This window comes from Cellulomonas sp. WB94 (assembly GCF_003115775.1).
Taxonomy (GTDB): Bacteria; Actinomycetota; Actinomycetes; order Actinomycetales; family Cellulomonadaceae; genus Cellulomonas_A.
The window spans coordinates 1,901,412-1,927,435 of sequence record NZ_QEES01000002.1; the positions used below are offsets into that span (position 1 = coordinate 1,901,412).

At 73.1% G+C, this 26,024-nt stretch carries 25 protein-coding genes; 21 read left to right on the forward strand and 4 right to left on the reverse strand.

Annotated elements, in window-relative coordinates:
- Positions 1–229: 229 nt before the first annotated feature.
- From DDP54_RS09915 to DDP54_RS09960, 10 genes are all read left to right on the forward strand, one after another.
- Positions 230–1,360, forward strand: a complete 1,131-nt coding sequence (locus DDP54_RS09915; protein ID WP_109131591.1) for a glycosyltransferase family 1 protein — start codon at positions 230–232, stop codon at positions 1,358–1,360.
- Positions 1,357–2,544, forward strand: coding sequence for a glycosyltransferase (locus tag DDP54_RS09920; RefSeq protein WP_109131592.1), 1,188 nt, complete (start codon positions 1,357–1,359; stop codon positions 2,542–2,544). Before DDP54_RS09915 ends, DDP54_RS09920 begins: the two co-directional genes overlap by 4 nt.
- A 75-nt stretch (positions 2,545–2,619) precedes the next feature.
- Positions 2,620–2,865 (forward strand): PspC domain-containing protein, encoded by a 246-nt coding sequence (locus DDP54_RS09925; protein ID WP_109131593.1) that lies wholly within the window; start codon positions 2,620–2,622, stop codon positions 2,863–2,865.
- Between the two features lie 77 nt (positions 2,866–2,942).
- Positions 2,943–3,425, forward strand: coding sequence for an ATP-binding protein (locus tag DDP54_RS09930; protein ID WP_109131594.1), 483 nt, complete (start codon positions 2,943–2,945; stop codon positions 3,423–3,425).
- A 135-nt stretch (positions 3,426–3,560) separates the two neighbouring features.
- Positions 3,561–3,839, forward strand: coding sequence for a hypothetical protein (locus DDP54_RS09935; RefSeq protein WP_109131595.1), 279 nt, complete (start codon positions 3,561–3,563; stop codon positions 3,837–3,839).
- Between the two features lie 126 nt (positions 3,840–3,965).
- Complete coding sequence (locus DDP54_RS09940; protein WP_197711365.1) at positions 3,966–5,345, forward strand: chromosome partitioning protein; 1,380 nt, start codon at positions 3,966–3,968, stop codon at positions 5,343–5,345.
- Between the two features lie 212 nt (positions 5,346–5,557).
- Positions 5,558–6,040: a sigma-70 family RNA polymerase sigma factor gene (locus tag DDP54_RS09945; protein WP_109132503.1), complete on the forward strand. Its 483-nt coding sequence runs from the start codon at positions 5,558–5,560 to the stop codon at positions 6,038–6,040.
- Positions 6,041–6,112: 72 nt separating this feature from the next.
- The gene (locus tag DDP54_RS09950) at positions 6,113–7,645 is read left to right on the forward strand and encodes a hypothetical protein (RefSeq protein ID WP_109131596.1); all 1,533 of its coding nucleotides are present in this window, start codon (positions 6,113–6,115) and stop codon (positions 7,643–7,645) included.
- A 215-nt stretch (positions 7,646–7,860) separates the two neighbouring features.
- A complete protein-coding gene (gene ppdK / locus DDP54_RS09955; protein ID WP_109131597.1) occupies positions 7,861–10,629 on the forward strand; it encodes a pyruvate, phosphate dikinase in 2,769 nt (922 codons plus the stop codon).
- 182 nt (positions 10,630–10,811) lie between these two features.
- Complete coding sequence (locus tag DDP54_RS09960) at positions 10,812–11,270, forward strand: hypothetical protein (protein ID WP_146192408.1); 459 nt, start codon at positions 10,812–10,814, stop codon at positions 11,268–11,270.
- A gap of 19 nt (positions 11,271–11,289) precedes the next feature.
- Here the strand turns inward: DDP54_RS09960 and DDP54_RS09965 are convergent, their stop codons facing one another.
- A complete protein-coding gene (locus DDP54_RS09965) occupies positions 11,290–11,784 on the reverse strand; it encodes a MarR family transcriptional regulator (RefSeq protein ID WP_109131599.1) in 495 nt (164 codons plus the stop codon).
- 59 nt (positions 11,785–11,843) lie between these two features.
- Between DDP54_RS09965 and DDP54_RS09970 the strand changes: the two genes are divergently transcribed.
- From DDP54_RS09970 to DDP54_RS10005, 8 genes are all read left to right on the forward strand, one after another.
- Positions 11,844–12,212 carry a VOC family protein gene (locus DDP54_RS09970; RefSeq protein ID WP_109131600.1) on the forward strand — a complete coding sequence of 123 codons (369 nt, stop codon included), beginning with the start codon at positions 11,844–11,846 and terminating at the stop codon, positions 12,210–12,212.
- Positions 12,213–12,308: 96 nt separating this feature from the next.
- Positions 12,309–12,713, forward strand: a complete 405-nt coding sequence (locus DDP54_RS09975) for a hypothetical protein (RefSeq protein ID WP_146192409.1) — start codon at positions 12,309–12,311, stop codon at positions 12,711–12,713.
- 99 nt (positions 12,714–12,812) lie between these two features.
- A complete protein-coding gene (locus tag DDP54_RS09980) occupies positions 12,813–13,412 on the forward strand; it encodes a hypothetical protein (protein ID WP_109131602.1) in 600 nt (199 codons plus the stop codon).
- Between the two features lie 58 nt (positions 13,413–13,470).
- Entirely contained in the window at positions 13,471–14,499 is a 1,029-nt protein-coding gene (locus DDP54_RS09985) for a GNAT family N-acetyltransferase (protein ID WP_109131603.1), read from the forward strand.
- A gap of 186 nt (positions 14,500–14,685) precedes the next feature.
- On the forward strand, positions 14,686–15,417 hold the full coding sequence (locus tag DDP54_RS09990; RefSeq protein WP_109131604.1) for a DinB family protein: 732 nt from the start codon (positions 14,686–14,688) through the stop codon (positions 15,415–15,417).
- Positions 15,418–15,468: 51 nt separating this feature from the next.
- Positions 15,469–15,726, forward strand: coding sequence for a hypothetical protein (locus DDP54_RS09995; RefSeq protein WP_109131605.1), 258 nt, complete (start codon positions 15,469–15,471; stop codon positions 15,724–15,726).
- A 133-nt stretch (positions 15,727–15,859) separates the two neighbouring features.
- Positions 15,860–16,189 carry a hypothetical protein gene (locus DDP54_RS10000; protein ID WP_146192410.1) on the forward strand — a complete coding sequence of 110 codons (330 nt, stop codon included), beginning with the start codon at positions 15,860–15,862 and terminating at the stop codon, positions 16,187–16,189.
- 12 nt (positions 16,190–16,201) lie between these two features.
- Positions 16,202–17,164 carry a 5'-3' exonuclease gene (locus DDP54_RS10005; RefSeq protein ID WP_109131607.1) on the forward strand — a complete coding sequence of 321 codons (963 nt, stop codon included), beginning with the start codon at positions 16,202–16,204 and terminating at the stop codon, positions 17,162–17,164.
- A gap of 124 nt (positions 17,165–17,288) precedes the next feature.
- On the opposite strand, the gene DDP54_RS10010 is transcribed toward DDP54_RS10005, so the two are convergent.
- The 3 genes from DDP54_RS10010 to DDP54_RS10020 all read right to left on the reverse strand — a co-directional run bounded on the left by DDP54_RS10010 (position 17,289) and on the right by DDP54_RS10020 (position 22,628).
- Positions 17,289–21,446: a S8 family serine peptidase gene (locus DDP54_RS10010; RefSeq protein WP_109131608.1), complete on the reverse strand. Its 4,158-nt coding sequence runs from the start codon at positions 21,444–21,446 to the stop codon at positions 17,289–17,291.
- A gap of 241 nt (positions 21,447–21,687) precedes the next feature.
- Positions 21,688–22,263: a protein-L-isoaspartate carboxylmethyltransferase gene (locus DDP54_RS10015; RefSeq protein ID WP_109131609.1), complete on the reverse strand. Its 576-nt coding sequence runs from the start codon at positions 22,261–22,263 to the stop codon at positions 21,688–21,690.
- A 17-nt stretch (positions 22,264–22,280) separates the two neighbouring features.
- Positions 22,281–22,628 carry a hypothetical protein gene (locus DDP54_RS10020; RefSeq protein ID WP_109131610.1) on the reverse strand — a complete coding sequence of 116 codons (348 nt, stop codon included), beginning with the start codon at positions 22,626–22,628 and terminating at the stop codon, positions 22,281–22,283.
- A gap of 146 nt (positions 22,629–22,774) precedes the next feature.
- Between DDP54_RS10020 and DDP54_RS18410 the strand changes: the two genes are divergently transcribed.
- The 3 genes from DDP54_RS18410 to DDP54_RS10035 all read left to right on the forward strand — a co-directional run bounded on the left by DDP54_RS18410 (position 22,775) and on the right by DDP54_RS10035 (position 25,999).
- Complete coding sequence (locus tag DDP54_RS18410; RefSeq protein ID WP_197711366.1) at positions 22,775–24,232, forward strand: M15 family metallopeptidase; 1,458 nt, start codon at positions 22,775–22,777, stop codon at positions 24,230–24,232.
- A 35-nt stretch (positions 24,233–24,267) separates the two neighbouring features.
- Positions 24,268–25,494: an AAA family ATPase gene (locus DDP54_RS10030; RefSeq protein WP_109131611.1), complete on the forward strand. Its 1,227-nt coding sequence runs from the start codon at positions 24,268–24,270 to the stop codon at positions 25,492–25,494.
- A gap of 67 nt (positions 25,495–25,561) precedes the next feature.
- Complete coding sequence (locus DDP54_RS10035; protein ID WP_109131612.1) at positions 25,562–25,999, forward strand: OsmC family peroxiredoxin; 438 nt, start codon at positions 25,562–25,564, stop codon at positions 25,997–25,999.
- Positions 26,000–26,024: the final 25 nt, after the last annotated feature.

The window sequence follows — 26,024 nt, forward strand, 5'->3', positions numbered from 1 at the left end:
GATCATGTCGTCCACTCCTTCGTGTGCGGTCCGATCTCCGCTCGATGACCACGATGCCTCGCGCCACCGACACGCGGTATCCGTCGGTCGGGCACACCTGAGACCCCCGCCGGGGGTGCTGGCACCTAAGGCACCTCAGACCCGTCACGGCCGACGGGTTGGCACGATCGACCGCCTCTCGTCACCTGCCGTTCGTGCTGCGGTCGCAGGCGTCCACCACGCTCGCAGGGTGCGCGTCGCGATCGTCGCCGAGTCCTTCCTGCCCCAGGTCAACGGGGTCACCCACTCGCTGCTGCGCGTCCTCGAGCACCTCGACCGGCGCGGCGACACGGCGCTGGTCATCGCGCCCGACGCGTCGCGCGGCACTGCCATGACGACCTACGGCCGGACGACGGTCGTCCGGGTCCCGTCGGCGGCCCTGCCCGGCTACCAGGCGGTCCGTGTGGGGTGGTCAGGGGTCGGTCGGCTCGCCCGGACGCTCGCGGACTTCGCCCCCGACGTCGTCCACCTCGCCTCGCCGTTCGTGCTCGGGTGGCAGGGCGCCCAGGCGGCCCGCCAGCTCGACCTGCCGACCGTCGCGGTGTACCAGACCGAGGTCCCCGCGTATGCGGGCCGCTACGGGGTCGGCGCACTCGAACCGTTCCTCTGGAACCGCCTGCGCGACATCCACGAGGCCGCGACCCTGACGCTCGCGCCGTCGACCCACGCGTGCCGACAGCTCGCCGAGCACGGGGTGCCGAGGGTGCGGCTGTGGCCGCGCGGCGTCGACTCGGTACGGTTCGCGCCTCGGCACCGCGACGACGCGTGGCGGCGGTCGGTGGCCCCCGACGGCGAGGTCGTGCTGGGCTACGTCGGGAGGCTCGCACAGGAGAAGCAGCTCGACCACCTCGTGGCGGTCGCGGACATCCCGGGCACCCGCATCGTCCTCGTCGGCGACGGGCCCGACCGTGACCGGCTCGCCCGGACCCTGCCGCGCGCGGTGCTCACCGGCCAGCTCGACGGCGTCGACCTCGCACGGGCCGTCGCGAGCATGGACGTGCTCGTCCACCCGGGCGAGCTCGAGACGTTCTGCCAGTCGATCCAGGAGGCGATGGCGAGCGGGGTGCCGGTCGTCGCACCGGCGCGCGGCGGACCCCTCGACCTCGTCGACGTCAGTCGGACCGGGTGGCTGTACGCGCCGGGGGACCTCGCCGGGCTCCGCGGGCACGTGCTCGACCTCGTGGGTGACGTGCGCAAGCGGCACGCGTTCGGTGCGGCCGCGCGGGCCGCCGTGCAGGGACGCGGCTGGGTGCCGGTGTGCGAGGCGCTGATCGGTCACTACGCGGCGGCGATGTCGATGCAGGCGGCCGCCGCCGCATGAGCCTGCGCATCGTCCACGTCGCGAACTTCTACGGCCCGCGCTCGGGCGGGCTGCGCACGACGATGCACGCGCTGGGTGCGGGCTACGAGGCGGCCGGCCACGCGATGGTGCTGGTCGTCCCGGGCCCCGTCGACGCCGACGAGCGGACGCCGTCGGGACGCCGCGTGACGATCGCCGCGCCGGTCGTGCCCGGGAGCGGCAGCTACCGCGTCATCACCCACGTCGACCGGGTGCGCGCGATCCTCGCCGAGCTCGCGCCCGACCGGCTCGAGGTCTCCGACCGGTCGACCCTGCGTGGGCTCGGTGCCGACGCGCGCCGGCTCGGGGTGCCGAGCGTGTTCTTCGCGCACGAGCGGCTCGACGGTGTGCTAGCGGCGCTGCTGCCGCCTGGTGCGCGGGCGCTCGCACCGACGCGCACCGTCGCCGACCTCCACAACCGCACGACGGCGGCACGCTTCGACCGGATCGTCTGCACGACCCACTTCGCCGCGGAGGAGTTCGACCGGATCGGCCGGGAGACCCAGCACGTGCCGCTCGGCGTCGACCTCGAGACCTTCCACCCCCGCCGCCACGATGCCGAGGTGCGCGCCCGCCACGCGCGCGACGACGAGCTGCTCGTCGTGATGGCGAGCAGGCTGTCCGCCGAGAAGCGACCCGGAATCGCGCTCGACACCGTCGCCGAGCTGAGGGCTCGCGGGGTGCGGGTGCGGCTCGTCGTCGTCGGGGACGGTCCGATGGCGCCGGCGCTGCGTCGGCGGGCGTCGTCGCTCCCGGTGAGCTTCACGGGGTTCCTCGGGTCGCGTCCCGAGCTGGCCGGGCTGCTCGCCGCGGCCGACGTCGTCCTCGCGCCCGGTCCCATCGAGACGTTCGGCCTCGCGGCGCTCGAGGCCCTCGCGTCCGGGACTCCGGTCGTGTGCCACCGGGGGAGCGCGCTGCCCGAGGTCGTCGGTTCCGCCGGGGCGGTCGCTCCGGGGAACGGGGTCGGGTTCGCCGACGCCGTGCAGCGCCTCCTCGACCGGCCGGCCCCCGAGCGGCGCGCGAGCGCCCGACGCCGGGCCGAGCAGTTCTCCTGGCAGCGCACGGTCGACACCATGCTCGCGCTGCACGCACAGCGCCCCGAGCCGGCGCACCGGCACCGAGCCCGGGGCCGGTCCGGGTCGACTCAGGGTCGGATCAGGGGATAGCCCCGATGTGCGGCACCCGGCTGCCGCAGCACGCTCGGTACGTCAGGAACCGACGTACCGAAAGAAGGACCAGCTGTGAGCACCATCCACGAGACCCTCGGCCGCGACGGCCTCATCCGGCCGATCGACGGGCGCGTGCTGGGCGGCGTCTGCGCCGGCCTCGGCCGACGCTTCGGGCTCGACCCGTGGCCCGCGCGCCTGCTGTTCCTCCTGCTGCTCATGGTCGTCCCGGGCAGCCAGATCATCATCTACCCGATCCTGTGGATCCTGATGCCGTCGGAGTCGTCCGTCTGGCATCCGGCACCCGCCTCGCGGCAGTAGGCGCGCGGGTGTCCATCCCTTGATCCTGGACGGCTGTTCAGGCCGCGCGTTGGGCCGCCGTCAGGCACAGTAGGGAGGTGGGCGATCTCCGGGACATCCGTAGCGCGGCGAGCGTGCGACGCGCCGCCGCGTCCGGGGTCCCCACCGAGACCGACGCGCCGGCAGGTCCGGGCACCCCGACCGAGCTCGTGCTCGAAGCGCGACCTGCGGCGGCCCGCGCCGCGCGGCACTGGGTGATGCGAACGGTCGCCGACGCAGGCGTCCACGGGTCGTCGAACCAGGTCATCGAGCTGCTCGCCGGGGAAATCGTGGCGAACGCTGTGGTCCACGGACCGGTGGACGGCGAGATCCGCGTGCGCGTCGTGGTGCTCGAGGACGAGGTCCGCGTGTTCGTCTCGGACGAGAGCACCGTGCGCCCGTCGGTCCAGCACGCGCTGCCGACCGACCCGGGCGGCCGGGGGATGTCGCTCGTCGCGGCACTGTCGACGGCGTGGGGGGTCGAGCAGCGGGGTCCGGGCGGCAAGACGGTCTGGTTCTCGGTCGGCCCCGACGCCGACTGAGCATCCGACGCCGACTGAGCATCCGGCGTCGACCGAGCGGATGAAATCCCGCGCGGACGGGTGACACCCGCTCGTCCGCAGGGCGCGGCATGCCGAGAAACCCCAGGTCAACGACGACTTTCGGGAGGTGCTCGCATGGCAGTCCAGGACAACGTGATCCCGGAGTGGCGGCTGAACCGGACGATCGACGAGCACCGGGACAGGGCCAAGCGCACGATGATCATCGGCGCCATGATCATCGGCGCGGGCGTGGTCGCCAGCATCCTCACCTATGCGTCCTCTGTCCGTGACCTCGCACTCCCCGTCGCGGTCGTCGCGGTGCTCGCGGGCGGGGTCGTGCTGATGCTCGGGACGCGCAGGTGGGTCACGGCGAACGTCCGCGCGGTGCGGGAGCTGAGCTCCCCGGGCGCCTGACCCGAGCGTCTCTGCGGGTCGCTCTCCGACCTCGCCGGTGCCCCTCTGCGGTCGCCGACGGTGCGCGTCGGCGTGCGACGGCGTAAGTTCGAGGCGCCCAGACCGTCGACGAAGGAAGCCGACCCCGTGAGTGAAACCGGTGCCCCGGCGTCGAACACCCCGTCCGCCGACCCCGCCGGGCAGGACGACGTCGTCCAGGCGGTCGTGCGTGCGGACGGCACCGCGGAGGTCGCCCTCGAGGGTGTGACGCAGCACGTCGAGACGTCGAGCGTCGCCGAGGCGGGCGCCGCGATCATGGGTCTCATCGCCGAGGTCGCCGCGCGGACCGGTCGTTCCGTGCCGGTCCAGGTGCGGGACCCCGACGGGCTGTGGTCGCTCCTGGTCCACCCCGACGGCTCTGTCGAGGAGGCGAGCGCGGCGCTCGCCGAGTCCCGTGGCCGACGCAGCCAGGACGACGGCGCCGACGACACGCGCCAGTTCCCGGCCGTGCCGAGCACGACCGCGGGCAGCACGACGGCACCCGCGGGCGGCCGGACCAGCGGGTCGAGGGTCGCCGCGCCCGCCACCGGAGCCCTGCCGACGCTCGACGACCTGCTCTCGTCGCGCCGGCGGCCCGTCAGCGGGTATGCCGACCGCGGCTGGCGCAAGCGGATCCGCCGCGTGACGGGCGGGGTCGTCTCGCCGGGTCCCGGGCGCTCCGAGGCCGCCTACCGCGACAAGGTCGCCCGCATCCAGCGCAACTTCGACGGCCCCAAGACGATCGTCGTCGTCAACCCCAAGGGCGGCGCGCACAAGACGACAGCGACCCTCCTGCTCGCCGCGACGTTCGGCATCCACCGCGGCGGGTACACGCTCGCCTGGGACAACAACGAGACGCGCGGGACGCTCGGCTGGCGCTCGAAGCACGCCCAGCACGCGAACACGGCCGTCAACCTCGCGCAGGACCTGGCGCGGTTCTCCGACCTGCGGACAGCCCGCGTCGGTGACCTCGACGACTACGTGCGCTCGCAGGCCTCGGCGCAGTTCGACGTGCTGGCGTCCGACGAGGACGCGGCGTCGGCCGCCTCGATCGACGCGGCAGCCTTCATGGCCCTGCACCGCACGCTGTCCCGGTTCTACCGCGTGATCGTCGTGGACACGGGCAACAACATGCGCGCGTCCAACTGGCAGGCCGCGGTCTCGGTCGCGGACCAGCTGGTCATCGTCTCGACGGTGCGCGAGGACACCGCGCAGTCGGCCGCCTGGGCGATCGACGCGTTGCGCTCGGCGGGGTACGCCGACCTGCTCCGCAGCGCCGTGACGGTCCTGTCGGCACCCGAGCCGAAGGTCGACAAGCAGCTGCGCAAGCGGCTCCACGAGCACTTCGGTGCGCTGACGCGTGCCGTCCTGGACGTCCCGCACGACAGGCGCCTCATCCACGGCGGGCCCATCGAGTTCGCGACGCTCGCCCCGGCGACCCGTGCGGCGTGGCTCGACGTGACGGCGACGGTCGCCGACGGCCTCTGAGGCCCGTCGCGAGGCCGGCTGCGAGGCCCGTCGCCGAGATCGCCGTGCGGCGCGTGCAAGAACCGTGCCGGTCGGGACAGAGTGGGGATGTAGGCCGACGTCCGTCCCGACCACCACGAGGAGCCCCCGTGCCGTCCCCGAGCGACCAGAGCGCGGACATCGCTGCCCCCTCCGCTGTGGCCCCCGCCCCCGCCGACCCTTCCGTCGAACCGCTGCGTGACGACGCCTGGTTCGAGGAGCTGTTCCGGACGCACGCGAGCGCGGTGTACAGGTACTTCGTGCGCCGGGCCGCCCGCGACGACGCCGAGGACCTCGCGGCCGACGTGCTCGCGGTGGCCTGGCGCCGTCGCGACGACGTCCCGGCCGGCGCGGAGCTGCCGTGGCTGTACCGGACCGCAGGGTTCGTGCTCGCGAACCATCGGCGCAAGGGTCGGCCGGTTCCGGTCGGCGACGTCCCTGAGTCGATGGACGACGACGACCCGGCGACGTACGCGTTGGCGGACGAGCGTGTCCGGGAGGCGCTCGCCGCGCTGAGCCCGCGGGACCGGCGGATCCTGCTGCTCAACGCGTGGGAGGGTCTCGGCGGCGACGGTCTGGCGGCTGTGCTGGGCGTGACGCGCGGGGGCGCCGACGCCGCGCTGTCCCGGGCCAGGTCGCGGCTGCGCGAGGTGTGGGCCGAGGCTCCCGGGAGCTGACGGTGCAAGTCGGCGGCCGGTCATGACACAGGTGGGGTAGCAGAACCCATCTCGCCCCGGAGGTCCTCCATCGTGTCCACCAACCCGCCAGTCCCTGACGACTCGTCGGTCCCCGACGAGGCACTCGACCGCGTCCGCGCCGCTGACCCTGCCGCCACGGCCGAACCCGACCAGGCCCGGCTGCGTGCTGCGGTCGCTGACCGTGCGGCGGCCGCTGCGGCGGCCGAGGGCGACGTCCACGGCAGCGGGGTCGTCACCGAGCTCGCCCCGGCCCGCGTTGCGCGCACCGGGCGCCGCAGGGGCGCCTGGATCCAGGTGGCCGCGGCTGTCGTCGGGCTGTCGGTCATCGGTGGCGGCAGCTGGGCCCTCGGGCGGCTCGGCCAGGCCCCCGTCGCCGCCCCGATCTCTCTCGGCAGCGGCTCGTCGGAGGGTGGAGCCGTGACGGCGGTGGCCCCGCGGGCTGCGTCCGGCGCCGCTGCGGCCGACAGCGCCGCCGGCATGGGGACCTCGAAGCTCATCGCTCCCTGGTACGGCGGTCGGACGGTCTTCACCGGCTCGGGCCTGTCGACCGACGGTGCCACGGCGACGGCCTGGGGGTTCGACCCGGCGTCGGTGTACTCGGCCGACGCCGCGGCGCACCTCGCGTCGGTCCTCGGCGTGAGCGGCACGCCGTCGCAGACGTGGGGTGCGTGGGTCGTGGGGGTCCAGGACGGCACCGGACCGACCGTCCAGCTCTCGCCCGACGGTCTCGCGAGCTTCAGCTACTACGACCCGAGCCGGGACCCGTGGGCGTGCGTGAAGTCCGCTCCGGACGTCCCGAGCGGCTCGACCGAGCCCGGCGCGGCCGGCTCAGCGACAGGCGACACGGCGCCTGCGCCCGCGGCTGAGCCTGCCATCGGCGCGGCCACCCCGGGGTCCGAGCCGACGCTCGGCACCGCGGTGCCCGAGCAGCTCGACCCGAGCTACGGGTGCGCGACGACCTCGGCTGCGCCGGCACCGACCGGCGACGCCGCGATCGCGCAGGCCCGCGAGCTCATGGGCTCGCTCGGCGTCGACGCCGGCGGATACCGGTTCGAGGTCCAGGCGGACCAGGGCCAGCCGACCGCGACGTACGTCTCGGCGGGCCAGCTCCTCGACGGTCAGCTCACGGGCGTCCAGTGGAGCTTCACGCTCTTGGCGGACGGTGTGCAGTCGCTCTACGGCTCGCTCGCCCCGGTCGTCGACCTCGGCGCGTACGCGCTGATCAGCCCCGCGGACGCGGTCGCCCGGCTCGGCGACCCGCGGTTCGGCGCCGGCTACGGCGGCGTCATGCCGCTCGCGACCGACACGGCCTCGGGCGCGTCGTCGTCCGACGATCGCAGCTCGAGCGTCGCGACGGCCGCACCGGAGCCGACCGTCCCGACCACGCCGACCGCCGGCGGGTCGATCCCCTGGCCCGTGCAGACGGTGACGCTCACGACGTCGCGACTCGGCCTCGGCATGACGACCCTCGACACGGGTGCGGTCCTCCTGCTCCCGAGCTACGAGCTGGGCAACGCCGAGGGCTCGACGTGGAGCGTCATCGCCGTGACGGACGACCGCCTGGACTTCAGCGCCGGCCGCTGACGAGCGGTGACGATCGGCCCGGCGGCGGAGGAGGGTCCGCCGCCGGGCGACACCGATGTCCAGGACCCGGTCGCGATCACGGTACCTACGTCCCTGGTGCTTCGGGACTCGGCCTGAAACACGTCGCGGCCTGCTGAGACGAACGGTCCCACGGCACGCTGGAATGGCTGCGCCGGGCGCCGAAGAAGAGCAGCATGGGGGCGGCGACGCAGGCAATGGGGCAGGCGTCCTGTGCTGGGAGGTGCGTCACGGCTACCTACGTGTTCGACTTCAGCGAAGGCAACAAGGACCAGAAGGACCTTCTGGGCGGCAAGGGCGCGAACCTCGCCGAGATGACCAGACTGGGCCTTCCGGTGCCACCCGGTTTCACGATCACGACGGAGGCGTGTCGCAGCTACATGGCGACCGGCACCCTGCCCGCCGAGCTGCGCGTCGAGGTGACGATGGCCCTGCGCAGGCTCGAGGACGCCGTCGGGCGGAACCTGGGCGACTTCCACGAGCCGTTGCTGGTGTCGGTGCGTTCCGGTGCCAAGTTCTCGATGCCCGGGATGATGGACACGATCCTCAACGTCGGGCTCAACGACGCCTCCGTCCAGGGCCTGGCCGAGTTCTCGCAGGACGCGCGCTTCGCGTGGGACTCCTACCGGCGCCTCATCCAGATGTTCGGCAAGACGGTGCTCGGGATCGACGGAGACGTGTTCGCCCACGCGCTCGACACGATCAAGTCCGAGCGTGGCGCGACCATCGACACGGACCTCAGCGCGAAGGACCTCGAAGAGCTCGTCGAGCAGTTCAAGGTCATCGTGCGCGACCACTCCGGGCGTGACTTCCCGCAGCACCCGCGCGAACAGCTCGACCTCGCGATCGCCGCGATCTTCGAGTCGTGGAACACCGACCGCGCGCGCCTGTACCGGCGTCGTGAGCGCATCTCCGACGACCTCGGCACGGCCGTGAACGTCGTGAGCATGGTGTTCGGCAACCTCGGCCCCGACTCGGGCACCGGCGTCTGCTTCACGCGTGACCCGGCGACCGGCAAGGTCGGCGACTACGGCGACTACCTGCCGAACGCGCAGGGTGAGGACGTCGTCGCGGGCATCCGCAACACGCTGTCCCTCGCGGACTTCGAGAAGCTCGACCCGCAGTCGTTCGCGGACCTCCGCCAGGCCATGCGCCGGCTCGAGACGCACTACCGCGACCTGTGCGACATCGAGTTCACCGTCGAGCGCGGCAAGCTGTGGATGCTGCAGACCCGTGTCGGCAAGCGCACCGCCAACGCGGCGTTCCGCATCGCGACCCAGCTCGTCGACGAGCACCTCATCACCATGGACGAGGCGCTCGAACGCGTGACCGGTCAGCAGCTGAGCAACCTGATGTTCCCGCAGTTCGACGCCGGCGCGTCGCGCACCCTGCTCGCCAAGGGCATGGCTGCCTCGCCCGGGGCCGCCGTCGGGCAGATCGTGTTCGACTCGAAGACCGCGCAGGCGTGGGCGGCCGAGGGCAAGGACGTCATCCTCGTCCGCCGCGAGACCAACCCGGACGACCTGGGCGGCATGATCGCCGCCGTCGGGGTCCTCACCTCTCGTGGCGGCAAGACCTCGCACGCCGCGGTCGTCGCCCGTGGCATGGGCACGACCTGCGTCGTGGGCGCCGAGGCGCTCGAGGTCGACGCGACCGCCCAGACGGTCCACGTCGGCAAGCGTGTCCTCAAGCAGGGCGAGGTCATCGCCATCGACGGCTCGACCGGCGAGGTGTTCCTCGGGTCGGTCCCCGTCGTGCCGTCGCCCGTCGTGCAGTACCTCGAGGAGGGGCTCGACGCCGCGCTCGAGCACACGACCGACGAGGACACGATCGTCCTCGTGCGGGCCGTCGACCGGATCCTCAAGCACGCCGACGAGGTGCGCCGCCTCGACGTGCACGCCAACGCCGACACGGCCGAGGACGCCCACCGCGCCCGGATCTGGGGCGCGCAGGGGATCGGCCTGTGCCGCACCGAGCACATGTTCCTCGGCGACCGGCGCGTGCTCATCGAGCGCGTCGTCCTCGCCCGGGAGGACGCCGAACGCCAGGCGGCCCTCGACGCGCTGCTCCCGCTGCAGCGTGCGGACTTCATCGACATCCTCCGTGAGATGGACGGGCTGCCGACGACGATCCGGCTCATCGACCCCCCGCTGCACGAGTTCCTCCCCGACCTCACCGCACTGTCCGTCCGGGTCGCGCTCGCGACCGACCGGCGGGAGCGCGGCGAGGAGAAGGAGACGCAGGAGGAGTTCGACCACGACGTCCAGCTGCTGGCCGCGGTCGAGCGGATGCACGAGGCCAACCCGATGCTCGGCCTGCGCGGTGTTCGGCTGGGGCTCGTGGTGCCCGGGCTGTTCGCGCTGCAGATCCGCGCCATCGCCGAGGCCCATGCGACCCGGCTCAAGGAGGGCGGCCACCCGCGTGCGGAGATCATGGTCCCGCTCGCCGCGTCGGTCATGGAGCTGCGTCTCGTGCGCGACGAGGCCGAGGCGATCCTCGCCGAGGTCGCGAAGGCCGAGGGCGTCGAGCTGGACATCGCGATCGGCGCGATGATCGAGCTGCCGCGTGCGGCCCTCACAGCCGGCCGGATGGCGGGCGAGGCCGAGTTCTTCTCGTTCGGCACCAACGACCTGACCCAGACCACCTGGGGCTTCTCGCGTGACGACGTGGAGAGCGCGTTCTTCGCCGAGTACACGGACCTGGGTGTCATCGCCGTGTCGCCGTTCGAGACGATCGACCGCACCGGCGTCGGCCGGCTGGTCCGCCTCGCCGTCGAGGAGGGCAGGGCCGCCCGGCCCGACCTCACCATCGGCGTGTGCGGCGAGCACGGCGGCGACCCGGAGTCGGTGCACTTCTTCGACGAGGTCGGGCTCGACTACGTGTCGTGCTCGCCGTTCCGGGTGCCGATCGCGCGGCTCGAGGCCGGACGCGCCTCAGTCGCGAAGGGTGGCAGCGACACGCGCTGAGTGTCTAGCGAGTAGTCCACAGCGCCTGGTCGACCCTGCCCGGGGTCGGCCAGGCGTTGCTCATCCGGGCGACGGCCGACGCCTCGCAGCGCCAAACGCCTGCGGAGGAAGGAACGCGTGCGGTAGACCTTGCGTGCCGTCGGGGGACCCGCGAGCGGCGCCGACCTGGAAGGACGACCCACGTGACCACTGTGGCCACCCGGAGCGCGGTCGTGTGCGCGCTGGCCCTTGCTCTTGTCGGATGCACGCAGCCGCCCGCCGCTCAGCAGACGACTCCACCGACCTCGGCCGTGGTCGAGGAGCGCGCTCAGCAGAAGGCAGCACTCGACGCGTACGTCGAGGCAGAACGCGCCACGATCCCCGCGATCAAGGAGTCGTCCCCCGGGGTCTACTCGGACATCAGCGTCCAGGCTGTCTACCCCAGCACGATCGACTACCACTACGTCTACGTCCAGCAAGTGGACCCGACCGCCGCGAACGACTACTTCGAGAGCTCGATGGAGACCCTCCAGGCCCTGTGCGACACCAAGGTGTTCCCGGCCATGGCGAGCGTCGGGGTGACCGATCCCCAGAAGGCGACCTACACGTTCGACAACGCCGACGGGTCCGAGCTCTGGTCGCACACGTTCGAGTCGTCGTGACCGGAGAGGGCGCGGCCGCTCACTGACGGTCGGTCGTCCCGGGCCGCGCCGCCCGGGTGGAGGGGTCCGCGGCCGGGCCGAGGTTGTCGATGCAGGCCCCGAGGGTCTCGAGCAGGACGTGCTGCCGGGCGGCAGTCAGCCCGGCGCACATCCTCGTCTGGACCGCGAGGACTGCCGCGCTCGCCGCGTCGAGGTGGTCGCGGCCGGCCGGGGTCAGCTCGGTGGGCAGCTCGCGACCGTGCGACGCAGTGGCGGGTCGGACGACGAGGCCACGCTCTTCGAGGCCGCGCAGGACGAGGTTCATCGACTGCCGGGTGACGAAGACCCCACGAGCCAGCTCGGCGTTCGACAGCCCGGGACGTTGCCCGAGCAGCTCGAGGCAGGCGTACTGCGGCACGGTCAGGTGCAGCGGGCGCAGCGCGCCGTCCATGGCGCTCCGCAGTGCGACCGCGGCCTGCTTGAGCACGTAGCCGACCGCGTTCTCCACGGGACCGAGGACCGCCTGTTCCGCCATGTCAGTATCCTGACATACAGTGAGCGATGTCAGGACATTGACATACCGAGGAGATCACCATGACCGTCACCGGACCCGACTTCATCGCCCTGCAGGTGCGCGACCTGGAACTCGCCGCTGCCTTCTACGAGGACCGCCTCGGCCTGCGCCGCGCTCCGTTCAGCCCGCCGCACGCGGTGGTCTTCGCCACGACACCCGTCCCCTTCGCGGTGCGCGACACGCTGCCCGACGTCGACCTGGACGCGGCCGGCCACCCCGGCCTCGGGGTGGCGTTGTGGCTGCACAGCACCGACGCGCAGGCCCTGCACGACTCGCTCGACGCCGCAGGGGTCCCGATCCTCACGCCGCCGTTCGACGGCCCCTTCGGGCGGACGTTCGCGTTCGCCGATCTCGACGGGTACGCCGTGACGATCCACGACAAGCAGTAGGGCCCGTCGAAGTCCCGGATGGTTCGCGCGGCGGAGTGGTCGAGCTCCTTGCCGTCACGGTGGCACTCTGGTCCCGGCGTCGACAGGAAGGCTGATATGAGGGCACACGCGGTGGTCGCGGCCACGCTGCTCGTGGGCCTCCTGGCGGGGTGCTCCTCGAGCAGTCCGGGTCTGGAGGTGCTGCGCGCGGACCCGATGGCGACGGCGACGCCCGCGGGCCTCACGTCGCAGTCGGTGTCCGAGGACGCGGGCGGCGTCACCTTCGGGATCCGCCAGCCGTGCTCCCTGCTCCGCACCCTCCACCTCACAGACCCAGTGAGCGCCCTGGTCGAGCTCGACCAGGGCGCGCAGGACGCCGGGTGGGCAGCCCGAGCTCCACTGGACCTCACGGTCACCCCGGCAGCAGCGTTCTACAAGCGCACAGTCGACGGGCGGCCGCTGGAGCTGACCCTGACGTGGGATGGCACGGACGAGGTGGTCCAGGACCTGAGCACTCCCTGACCAACCAGCGCGATCGGTGCTGGTGAGCGCGCGCCGTCGGGAGTCCGACGGCGCGCGTCGTCGGTCAAGTAGTGCTTCAGCTGTGTCGAGAGAGCAGGGGTGACCAGCACCCTCAGTGTCCGGACCGCAGTCGTCATGTCGGTGTCAGCGCTGCTCATCGCCCTGGGCGGATGCTCCACGAGCGGGTCGCCGGATGTCGCGTCGACCGGTGCGACCCCGGCGACCATTGCACCCTCGAGCGACGCCGCGCCCGCGGCCCCCCCGGGCGCAGCGGCGACGGTGGCGCCGAGCACCTGCAACGCGCCGCCACCGCCGGGAGCGTCGGAGGCAGCACTGGCCTACCTGGCGGCCGTCGACGCTGCGACACCGGCGTGGCAAGCCCTCAGCACGACGTTGACCCACCAGGGCCAGGTCACCCACCGCGACGACCTGCTGACCCAGGTCAACGCCGACGCCCCGTTCCTGACGGCGCTCCGCGAGATCGACTTCCCGCCGGACGCAGCGCCGTACGCCGACAAGCTGGTCCTCGCGATCCAGGCCTACGACGACTTCCTCACGACGGCGTACGACACCGAGGGCTACCTCGCGAGTCACCCGGACGACGACAGCCGTCTCAACGAGACCCGCGCTCAGAGCTCGTCGCGGCTGCGGGACGTCCTCGGCGTGCAACCCTCGAACTGCACCTTCAACCGGCCCTGACAGCGGTCCACCGACACGTGGCATGACCGGCTGCGGGACCGTGTGCTTGCATCGGTCCATGACATCGACGCGGGAGTCGACGACGGTCGAGCTGCGTCCCTTCGGCGACGACGACGTCGCACCGGCGGGGCTTCTGCTCGCCGCGCGTCACCGCGCCCACGTGCGCTCCCAGCCCCTTCTGGCGGCGTCGGGCACGGCCGGGGTGTCCGACGCGGACCCGACCGCCGGCGTCACCGAGGCCTCGCGTGCCGCCGCCCACGTCGCGGAGCTGTGGACGGCAGCAGGAGTGAACGGATGGGCGGCCGAGGGCGGCGACGGCCTGTGCGGCTATCTGATCGGGATGCCCCGCAGGGGCGCGGCGTGGGGCCCGAACATGTGGGTCGAGGCCGCGGGCCACGCCGTCACGTCGACCGACCTCGTCGCGCCGCTGTACGCCCGGGCGTCGGAGAGCTGGGTGGCCGACGGGATCGTGGCGCACTACGCCGTCGTCCCCGCTCACGACCGCACGGTCCTCGACGAGTGGGCGGCGCTCGGCTTCGGAGGCCAGCACGTCCACGGGATCCGCAGCGTCGACCCCGGCCTCGACCCGGTGCCGGCGTCCGGCGTCGAGGTGCGGCGAGCTCGCTCCGACGACGCCGACGCGCTCGCGGAGCTCGACCTCGTGCCGGCCGAGCATCAGTCCCGCTCGCCGGTGTTCTCCGCCGCGCCGGTGCCGGACCGCGCCGAGCTGCGTGCCGAATGGGCAACCGGCTGGGCCGACGAGCGGTACCCGACGTTCGTCGCTGTCCGAGACGGCGTCGTGGTCGGTGCGACGACCTGCTGCTTGCTGGTCGAGTCGAGCATGCACCTCGGGCCTGCGCGGCCGGACGGTGCGGCCTTCCTCGGTTTCGCCGCGGTGCTCCCCGCGCATCGTGGTCACGGCGTGGCGAGGTCGCTCATCGCGGCGGTCCTCGACTGGTCACGACGCCAGGGCTGCTCGTCGCTCGTGATCGACTGGCGGAGCACCAACCGCGAGTCGTCACGGACCTGGCGTGCGCTCGGCTTCAGCGAGACCTTCCGGCGGCTGCACCGCCACGTCGCCTACTGACCAGGAGGGGCGCGGCTGCACGTCGTGCGGTGATCTCCGGGCTGGCCTTGGCACGTGTACCGGCAGACTCACGGATGGCCAGAGATCACGCCGCCCACGGTTCCCCCGAAGCCGAAGTTCGGAGAAGGCCAGGGGGGCGGCAATCGGAACGGCCCTGGCGTGGGCGGTGCGGCCTAGCCTGGCTGCATGCGACGCTTCGACGACGAGGACCTGACCGGCGCAGAGTTCCGCGAATGCATCCTGAGTAGAGCGCGCATGGTCGGGGTGGTCATGCAGGACGCCGAGATCGACGGCCTGGTCACCAATCTCGTGGTCAACGGGGTCGAGGTGATGACGTACGTCGAGGCGGAGCTCGACCGCCGCCACCCGGTACGGCTGCTGATCCGCTCCGATCAGCCGGACGACCTGCGAGAGGCCTGGCGGCAGCTGCGGGAGGCTTGGGCGACGACCACCGAACGAGTCCGGTCCATGCCCGAGAACAGCGGACATCACGGCGTCGACGGCGAGTGGTCGATGGTCGAAACCCTGCGTCACCTGGTCTTCGTGCACGACTCCTGGTTCCGACGCTGCGTGCTCGGGCTCACCGAGCCGTTCACGGCCATGGGACTAGGCCCATCGTTCGTCATGAACCAGGAGGAGAGCGGGCTCGACTCGTCCGCCCGACCGAGCCTCGACGAGGTGCTCGCCGTACGAGTCCGGAAAGCTTCGGAGATCGAGACGTGGCTGGCCGAGGTCACGCCTGATCAGCTCGCGCAGACCGCGCCGGTCCCCGACGATGACAGATGGCCCCCGTACGCCAAGGGGCGGACAGTGCGGCAATGCCTAGGCACCGTGCTCAACGAGGAATGGGCTCACCACGGGTTCTGCCAACGTGACCTGGACAAGCTGTCGCGTCAGAATTCGCCGCAGGATTCATGAGCGAACTCTGAGCCCAGTGATCTGGCCTCGAAAGCTGGCTAGCGTGGCGGCATGGCGAACGCAGCGACGTCGAGGGCTCGCGGGTTGTGGCTGAGCGCGGCCGTCATCGTGGCGGTCGTCGTCCCGCTGCTGGTCTTCGGCTTCCGCTCCGGCGAGTGCTTCGACTCCGTGTCGGCGGCTGCGAGCTACTGCACGTCGGGCCCGGCCGTCGGTATCGGCGGCGCGGTGCTGCTGTGCCTCGGAGGAGCGCTCTTCGTCGTGTACGCGCTGGGTCGTGCGCTGGGCGGTCGCGGTCGCACGTCGGCCTGAGGGTGGGCCGGAACCATGTACCCCGTCGGCACGGCTCCGCTAGCGTGATCAGCGCTGATCCACGATGCTCGGCACGCAGTGACACCACGGGCCGCAGCAGTCGCCATCTCGACCGAGGGACGTGCGCACGCAGATGGACACCCAGACCCCGGCCCGTCCGTTCGTTCGGTCCGCGCCTCTCGTCGCCTCCGGGTTGGCGCTGCTCGGCGTCGGGTACGGCGCGTTCCAGTACGGGCTGACGGAGTACCTCGGCGGGTTCCGCTCCGGCTCCGGCCGCTTCGGGTTCCTGCAGAACAGCTCGCTCGCCGAGGCTGCGCTGATCCTCGGGGCGCTGATGTGTCTCGTCGGGTTCGTGGCCCTCGTCGTCGGCGCGTACCGCCTGGCGAGCAACGTGGACGCCGCGGTGCAGGGGCTCGGTCGCGCGCCTGAGCCGTCGTCGGCCCTCGATGTCAGCCCGGTCTAGCAGGCTGTTCCCATGACGGCGCCCCGCGACAAGCTGCTGCTGCTCGACACCGCCTCGCTGTACTTCCGGGCGTTCTTCGGGGTCCCCGACTCGGTGCGGGCGCCCGACGGCGCACCGGTCAACGCGGTGCGCGGGCTGCTCGACATGATCGCGCGGCTCGTCGTCGACCACCGGCCGACGCGCCTCGTGGCCTGCTGGGACGACGACTGGCGGCCGGCGTTCCGGGTCGCGGCGATCCCGTCGTACAAGGCGCACCGCGTCGCGCGCGAGGTGCCGGGGACGACGGGTGAGGAGGAGGTGCCGCCTGCGCTCGCGGCGCAGGTCCCCGTGATCGTCGAGGTGCTCGCGGCGCTCGGCATCGCGCGGGTCGGCGTGCCGGGGTACGAGGCCGACGACGTGATCGGCACGCTCGTGGCCCGCGAGGTGGCGCGTCCGGCGGCGCAACGCGCGGCGGTCGGTGTCGTGACGGGGGACCGTGACCTGTTCCAGCTCGTGGACGACGCCGCGGGGGTGCGCGTCCTGTATCCCGTGAAGGGCGTCAAGGACCTCACCGTCATCGACCAGGCGGCGCTCGCTGAGAAGTACTCGGTCGCGTCCGGGCAGGCGTACGCGGACATGGCGGTGCTGCGCGGCGACCCGAGCGACGGCCTGCCGGGGGTCGTGGGGATCGGCGAGAAGACGGCGGCCGCGCTCATCCACCGGTACGGCGACCTCGCGGGTGTGCTCGCGGCGCGCGACGCCCATGACCGCGGGCTGACGGCGACGCAGCGGCAGCGGCTGCACGACGCGGCGGCGTACCTGGAGGTGGCGCCGATGGTCGTGCGGGTCGCGCCCGACGCTCCGATCGGCGACGTCCACGACGCGCTGCCGCACCAGCCTGCGGACCCGGCGGCGCTGGGCGCGCTCGTCGCGCGGTGGGGGATCGCGTCGAGCGTCAACCGCGTGCTCGAGGCGCTCGAGGTCCCGCGAGCCTGAGCCCCGGGCGGTTCCCGAACCGCTCCCCACGGCCTCGCACGGTCCGAACGCACGCGAGGGACGCGGCCTGCACGGCCACGCCCCTCGCGTCTGCTCGACCCCGATCACCGGGGTCGAACCGACCTCACCCCACCCGGATCGTCCCGACGGCCACAGCCGGCGCGTACCCGGTGCTGCCCGAGTACAGGGCGGTCACGAGCGTCGTGCTCGACAGCCGGGGGAGCGTCACGCTCGCCGTGCCGTCCGCCGCGAGCGCGACGGAGGGCAGCGACCGTAGCCCCGCGACGATCGTGACGCGACCGGTCGTGACCGGGGACCCGTCGGGACCCTTGGCCGTGACCGTGACGACCGGCGTGGAGCCGCGCGGGACGGACCACGCACCGGTGCTCAACGTCAGCGTGACCTTCGCGGGCGTCACCCGGTAGGTGCGCTGCGAGGTCACGCCGTCGACGTCCGCGCTGCCCGCGTACACGGCGGTCAGCTGGTGGGAGCCGACCGCGAGCGTCATGGGCAGGGCGATCGTCGCCGTCCCGGTCAGGCCGTCGACGACGAGCTCACCGGAGCCCAGCACGGTGCCGCGCTCGCGGATCTCGACGGTCCCGGTCGGGGCCGCCGTCCGGCCCGTGACGGCCACCGTCGCGGTTGTCGCGGTCCCGTACGGCGCCGAGCTCTGCGACAGCGTGAACGACATCCGGGAGCCGGACTTGGCGATCTTGACGGTCACCACCGGTGACGTCGAGGCCGCGTACGCCCCCGTGTCGGGGACGTAGACGGCGCTCAGGGCGTGCGTTCCCGCCCCGAGACGTGCCGTCGCGGTTGCCGTCCCGCCTGCCAGCGCCGCCGTGGCGAGCTCCGTCTGGCCGTCGAGGAACCGGACGGTGCCCGTCGCCGCGGCGGGGGAGACGGTGGCCGTGAGCGTGAGCTCGGCGCCCGCGTGCTTGTCACCGGTGACCTTGAGGGCCGTGGTGGTCGGCGTCGCGGGTGGGACGGTGACGTCGACGACCTGGGCGCGGGTCGTCGTGGTGGCGTTGTGGCTGTGCAGCACGAGCAGCTGCGGGGTCGGCGCCGTCGTGGTGGAGCGGTGCACCGTCAGGGTCGCAGCGGCAGCACCGGTGGCCCAGAGCGAGTCCACCGAGCCGTTGTCGAACCAGTACGGCGGTGTGAACGGGTCGACGGTGAACGCGTCGACGGCGTCCACCTCGCCGCTCGGGTCGGACGCGTACGGGGTGTACGTCCACACGTGCAGCGTGGGCGTGGTCCCGGGCGCGACCCCGAGCGCGGAGAGACTCAGGGGGACGACGAGGACGTTGTTGTCGAACACCGTCGTGTCCACGTCCCCGAAGTACCCGTTGATCGGCTCGGCATCCAGGACGTCGCCGGTGTTCCAGTCGTAGGTGATCTGGACCGTGACGTCAACCGCGTCGTTGAGCTTCTGGACCACCGTCTGGGCGTCCCAGGTGCCGTCGCCGTCGAGGTCGATGTCGATGACCGGCTTCACGGACTGACCCAGGCTGGCCCACTCGCCGTCGGTCGCGATGCCGACCCCGAGGTACCCGTCCGCCGGGTCGAGGCCCGCCGCCGCACGCTGTGGTGCGGTCGAGGACCAGCCGACGTACCGGAGGTCTCCGGCGGCGATCGACGAGTCCGACGTGACGAGCCCCGGGACCGTCTCGAGCTTCGGGCTCGTGGCGGCGAGCTGGAGCGGCGCGACGAGCGAGTCCCAGCCGCCCGAGGCGACCCCGCGACCGGCGAGCGTGAGCGCCGCCGAGGTGGCACCCGCGTCCGCGAAGGCCACGGGACCCGCCGACAGGTCGCTGACGAGCCTCGCCGCTGCCTGGACCGGGACCCGCAGGTGCGTGTCACCGGACGTGAGCACGAGCCGGCCCGAGATGCTCGCGACGTACTCGCGCGGCAGGCCGCCCTGCGTCGCGCTCGACGTGACGTCGAGGGTGCGCGCGAGGGTCGCCGGGTCGGCCGTGAGCGTGACGGTCACGAGCCGGGACTGACCGGCCGGGACCGTGATGGAGGCCGGCGACGTCGTGATCGAAGCGCCGCCCTCGGTCGTGGCTGCGGCGTAGGACGTCGCATACGTCGTCGAGGACGAGCCCGTGTTCTTGACGGTGACCGTCTTGCGCTGGACGACCGTCGCGGCGGCGACGTCCACGACGCCGAACGTCACCGACACCAGGTTGGCGTCGTCGCTGGCGAACGCCAGGGTCGAGTTGTTGACCGCGTCGAGGGCATCGACGCGACCGGACCCGACCCGGCCCGGGCCGTACACGTCGCCGGTCTGGTGCGCACCGGTGAACACGTCGTGCGTCGCGGTGTTCATGACGGCCGCCTTGACCTCGACCGCCGACCAGCCGGGGTGTGCGCCCCGGACGAGCGCGGCGATGCCGGCGACGTGCGGGGTGGCCATCGACGTCCCGGACAGGCCCTGGGCCTCAGTTCCCGTGCCCGACGCGGCGGAGTAGATGCCGGTGCCGGGTGCGGCGACGTCAGGCTTGACGATGCCGAGCGAGCCGTGGACGCCGCGGGACGAGCTCGGGTTGAGCGCGTCGCCGACCTCGTTGGCGATGACCGTCGCCGCGAGCGACGGGCCGATGTGCACCGCCAGGCTGTTGGTGCGGATGGCCGGCAGGAGCGCCGCGGTCGACACCGCAGTCATCTGCGCCCCGGGGATGGCAGCGTTGCCCGCGATCCCGCCGGGGAACACCGTGCTCGTGGTGCCGATGAGGACGCCGATCGCGCCGGCCGCCGCGGCGTTGTTGAAGCGCGTCGCGCTGCCGCACGCCCGGGTCGCGTCGTCGTCGTCCCACCACAGGTAGACGATCTTGCCGGTGATGGCGGCGGCGGACGTGGCGAGCGACGTGCAGCCGCTGACCCGCTCGCCGAGGAAGACGACCGGTGCGGTGACGTCCGCCGTGCCGGTGTAGCTGACGCTGTTCTGGCCCGAGTAGGTGCCGACGAGGGCCGGGTCGGCCGCGGCGGTGACCTCGATGCCGTCGTACGTCTGCGGGTCGCCGACCGAGTTCGCGACGGTCAGCGCGGAGCGCGCGTCGCCGGGCGCCCCGCCGATGTCGGTGATGTCGCCGGCGTTGCCCGACGCGAGCACGGCGAGCGTGCCGAGCTCGGCGAGGCGGTCGACGAGCAGGTTGTCGGGGTCGTCGGCGGGGGAGCCGTCCGAGCCGAGCGAGAGGTTGACGACGTCGAGGTGGTCGTTGAAGTCGCCGTCACCGTTGGGGTCGGCGGCCCAGTCGAGCGCCTGGCCCGTGAGGTTCGTCGACCCGCCGATGTCACCGAAGACCTTGAGCGCGTAGATGCCCGCGCCGGGCGCCGAGCCCGGGCCGACCGTCCAGCCGGACAGGTCGGTCAGGCTCGCGTAGTCGCCGCGGAACGTGGTGCCGTCGGCCTGGACGCCGAAGCCCGCAGCGGTCGCGGAGACGTGCGTGCCGTGGCCCGAGTTGGGGCTCGTGGAGAGCGAGTCGATGGGGTTGTCGTCCGGGGCCGGGACCTGCGTGGCGCCAGGGAGGGTGGACGCAGGGTCGGCGTCGTACAGCGGACCGGCGAAGTCGTAGCCGCCGAGGAACTTGGCCGCGTCGTAGGTGTCGGCCGGGATCGGTCCCGTGCCGTCGGTGCCGTACGCCGCTGCGTAGGCGGCCGCGGTGCCGGGGCCGCCGAACGCCGCGTGCGTGTAGTCGAGGCCGGTGTCGATGACGCCGATGCGCACGCCGGTGCCGATCTGGCCGGTGCTCTGCCACGTGGCGAGCGCGCGCGTGAACGCGTCGGTGCTCTTGTTGTCGGGCGTCTTGGGCACGACGCGGTACAGCGCGACGACGTCGGGGTTCGAGGCGAGCGCGCGGATCTTCGCGGCGTCGCCCGTGACGATCGTCGCGGAGACGAGGTTGCTCAGGGTCGCGATGCGCTGCGGTGCGGGGGTCGCGCTGCGCGCGGTGGCCTGGTCGGGGACGACGGCCGCCGCCTGCTGCTCGACGGCGTCGGTCGCTGCCCGGACGGCGGCCGCGTCACCGCCCTTGTCGGCGACGTCGAGGCCCGAGGGAGCCTTGAGCTGGACGAACGCGGTGACGGTCCCGGTGGCCTTCTCGAGGGCCGGGGCGACCCGCCCGTGCTGCAGGTCCTTGCCGGAGACGACTGGCCCGCCGGGGGACCCGGGGTCGGGCGACCTGTGGTTGGCGGCGCCCGCGGCGCCCACTCCGACCATGGCGGTGCTCACAGCGAGCGCGAGGGTGGTCAGGGCGGCGAGCAGCGGTCGACGCTTCATAGCGCACTCCAGGTCAGCCGGACGGATGGAGACAGAAGTGCCGTGACACGTGACGTGACTGCCGGTCATGCGCGACGACTCCCCAGGGCACCGTACTGAGGATTGGGCGATTCGTCACGCATTCGTCGGGATCTGCCGTACCGGCCGGTAGCTCCCGCGGGGAACGGGTCGGTGCAGGTCAGCGCGGGTGCGCGCCTGGAGCCAGGCTCAGCGCGGGCTCATCGCGGACTCATCCGCGGGCTCAGCGCAGAGGGACGAATGCGTAGGAGCCGAGGTTGGTGGACACCAGCTCGTCGCCGTGGCGCTCGACGGCCCACAGCGTGGAGCGCACCGGGATGACCATCCGGCCGCCGTCGGCGAGCTGGTCGCACAGCTCCGGCGGCAGCACCCGGGCCGACGCCGAGACGAGGATCCGCGACCAGCCGCCCTCGATCGGCCGTCCCAGGACGCCCGGCGTCGCGGGCTCGATGTGGGCCCAGCGCGTCGCCCAGGCGGCGAGGTTGGCGCTGCCCCAGGTCGCGAGCTCTGGCTCGAGCTCGAGCCCGAGGACCATGCCGGTGGGCCCGACGAGCCGGGCGAGGAGCGCCGTCGTCCAGCCCGAGCCGGAGCCGATGTCCAGCACGCGGCCACCGGTCGGCACGTGCAGGTAGCGCAGCATGACGGCCACGGTGCTCGGCTGCGAGCACGTCTGCCCGTTGCCTATGGGGAGCGGGTAGTCCTCGCGGGCCTGCGCTCGGCGCGCCTCCGGCAGGAACCGGCGTCGGTCCAGGTGCTTGATCGCCTCGTCGACGTCGAGCGCACGTTCCGGATCCGTCATCTTCCGAGCGTAGGCACTTACGGCAGGCGGCGGACGATCTCTGTGGGTCGAGTGACGGGCTTCTCGACCGGTTCGGCGAGGTGGGCCGGCGCTGCGCGGGGCTTGCGGCCGGGCCTGCCGGGGGTCCGACGCATCTCGATGCCCTCGAGGGTCGAGGCGCGCCACACCGCTCCGCCGTTGAGGCGGCCGTCCGGCGCGGGAAGCCAGGGAACCTTGCGCGAGAGCCACACGCGGATGGTCGCGTGCTCGACGCCGAGGCGGTCGGCGAGCCGGCCGATGTCGTAGAGGTCGTCGAGTCCGTGCTGGCGCGGTGGGGTTGCAGGGGATGCGACGGCCCCGGGGTGCTGGGTGCTGTCGACGTCCACGGCGTGAATCGTAGCGGCGGCGCAGCCCCCCGGAACCCCGCCTGTGAAAACTGTGACGGAGACGTGACGAGATCCACACAGGATCCCCCCGCCTCGAGGGGCGTGTGGGTCCTGGACACCCGTCCACCTCCCGTAACGTGTTACGCGTGAGTGACGGAATGCCGACCCCGAGTCGCTCGTCTCGCGGTGGCCGGCACGTCGCCCCCCGAGCTGAGCACACCCCGACGACCCCGAGTCGTCCCGCCGAGCGCACCGAGACGACCCCGCGTCGACCGGTCGACTGGACCCCGACGACAGCGCGCCGTGCCGCCGCGCCGACCCCGACGCCGCCGCCTCGCGCCGCCACGCCGACCACGCGGCGCTCGGCCGGACGCGTCGCCAAGACCGCCGTGGCCGTTGTACTCATGGTCTCCGTCGGCAGCTTCGCCATGGCGGTGCCGTCGGACGTCACGCAGAGCCCGCTGATGGCCGACGTCGCCGGCGCGCGGGCGGAGCGCGCAGCCGCAGCAGCCGCTGCCGCGCAGGTCAGCGCCGAGCACCGAGAGGCCGTCGTCACGGCCGCGGCGGCCGCAGCCGAGCAGGCCCAGGCGGTGCGCACCGCGAGCGTCACGGTCGTCCCCGCGGAGACCCTCACCGAGCTCGACCAGGCCGCAGCGGAGCTCGACCGGCTCCTTGCTGTCGCGGGTGCCTCGGTCACGCCCGTCGCCCCGGCAGACCCGGCCCCGACGGACCAGGCCACGACGAGCCCGACGGCGACGCCGACGCCGAGCGAGACGCCGACGCCGAGCCCGACGACGGCGAGCCCGACGGCCACCGACCCCGCGCCCGCCACCCCGACCGCCCAGCCCACGGCCGGTGCCGCCGAGCCGTCGCCCGCGGCCTCGGCCACGACCGACCCGTCGGCTGCACCGTCGGGATCGCCGACCTCCACCCCGGCCCCGTCCACGTCGGCGGGCCCGAGCGATGCGACCGCAGCGTCCGCAGCGGCGCTCGACGCGCTCGCGGCCGTCCCCGCGAAGGTCGAGGACGCCGCGACCAAGCAGCTGCGCACCACCGCGACGAAGGTCGCCGCCCTCGTCGTCGAGGTGACGCAGGCCGTCCGCGACCAGCAGGCCGCAGCGGAGGCGACCGCCGCGGCCGACGCCGAGGCCGCCCGAGCGGCTGCCGAGGAGGCCGCTACCCGCGCGGCCCAGCGCGTGTCGCTCGACAAGTACGCGAACGGTCGCATCCCGGCGTCCGCCCTGTGCGAGCTGAACTTCGCCGCCGGTGCCGAGCTCCGGTGCGACGCGGTCGCCGCGATCGAGCAGCTGAACGTGGCGTACCGCGAGAAGTTCGGCACCGACCTGGTGATCTCCGACTCCTACCGTTCCTACGCCTCGCAGGTCGCGTGCCGCCGGACCAAGGGCAGCCTGTGCGCCCAGCCCGGGACGTCCAACCACGGGCTCGGCAAGGCCGTCGACCTGGGTGCCGGCGCGCAGTCGTTCGGGACGGCGCAGCACCGCTGGCTGCTCGCGAACGCCGAGGCGTACGGCTGGACGTTGCCGACCTGGGCCCGCGCGGGCGGCAGCAAGCCGGAGCCGTGGCACTGGGAGTACGTGGACTGAGGCGCGCGCGGGCGCTCGGACCTACGATCGGGCGCATGGACGACGCCGCGGGGTCGGACCGGGACCTCCCGTTGATCGGTCGCGCCGCCGAGCTCGACGACCTCGACGACGCGCTCGCGTCCGTCTCGGCGGGCGCCGGTTCGATCGTCCTGCTCGAGGGTGAGGCCGGCATCGGCAAGTCCGCCCTGGTGGACGCGGTGCGTACGAGTGCGCGGCTGCTCGGGCTGGAGGTCCGCAGCGCCGTCGCCCGGCCCGGCAGTGCTCGACCGTTCGGGCTGCTCGCTGAGGCGATGCTGGACGGCGACGTCGAGCCGCTCCCCGCCCGACGCGGCGCCTCCACGGCGCAGCCCGACGCGATCGAGGACGAGCTCGCGTCCCTTCTGGCCGACGCTGAGGCGGACGCAGACGCCGACGCCGGGGACGACGCGACAGGTCGCCGGCGGCTGCCCGCAGCCCTCGCCGCCCGTGCCGAGGAGCTCGCGGCGGCCCTCGTCCGCCGGCGCGGGGACCACGAGCCGTGGCTGCTCGTCCTGGAGGACCTGCACGAGGCCGACGACGAGTCCCTCGCGGTGCTGTACCGCCTCGCGCACGAGGGCACCGTCCCGCACGCGCTCGTCCTGGCCACGCTCCGACCGGTCCCGCGCTCGGCCGAGCTCGCGGCAGTGGTGGCCGCGTGGACCCGCGCCGGTGCGCGCTACCTCGAGCTGCGACCGTTGTCGTCGCACGCGGCGCTCGAGCTGGCGGAGTCGCAGCTGGGCGCGTCCGTCGGAACGTCGCTGCGCGGCTCGGTCCTGACCGCGGGCGGCAACCCGCGGTTCGTCTCCGACGTCGTCCGGGCGGTCCGGGAGTCGGGCGCGCTGCGGTTGACCGGTCACGGGGTCGTGGACGCGGTCGGCTCGCAGTGGACCGACTCCCTCGACGCCGTCGTCGCGAGCCGCGTCGCCTACCTCGGTCCGGAGGTCGTCCAGCTGCTCAACGAGGCGTCGGTGCTCGGCGCGTCGTTCGTCATGGCAGACCTTGCCGAGCTCGCGTGCCGTCCGGTGGGGGACTGCTGGCGCGTGCTGCGTCATGCGCTCGCGGCCGGCGTCGTGCACGCGCGGGGCGACCGGCTCGTGTTCCGGCACGAGCTCGTGCGGTCCGCGCTCTACAGCGGGCTGGACCCGTCGGTCCGGCGCGCGCTGCACGAGCGCGCCGCGCGCACGCTCGACGCGGCCGGTGCCCCCGACGTCGTCGTGATGTCCCACCGCGCCCTCGCCGAGTGACGCGACCCGCCCTACGGTGGTCAGGCGGGCGCAGGACCTGCCCGCGCCACCCGGACGAAGGAGCACCATGGCTACCCGTACCGCACGCACGGCCTGGAACGGCACCCTGCTCGAGGGCGGTGGCCAGGTCGAGCTGTCCAGCTCGAAGACCGGCACCTTCGACGTGTCCTTCCCGAAGCGGATCGCCGACGAGGCCGGCGGGGTCACGAGCCCCGAGGAGCTCATCGCGGCGGCGCACTCGTCCTGCTTCGCGATGCAGCTCTCGGCAGTGATCGCCGAGGCGGGCGGGACCCCGATCGCCCTCGAGGTCAGCGCCGACGTCACCGTTCGCCCCGACCCCGCCGGCGGGCTCCACATCACCGACATCGCGCTGACGGTCCGCGGTGAGGTCGAGGGGCTCGACGCCGCCGGGTTCGAGCAGGCGGCCCAGAACGCCAAGGCCACCTGCCCGGTCAGCAAGGCGCTCACCGGGACGCAGATCACGGTGACCGCCACCCTGGCATGACGACCCGGGACCTGTGTCCTATGAG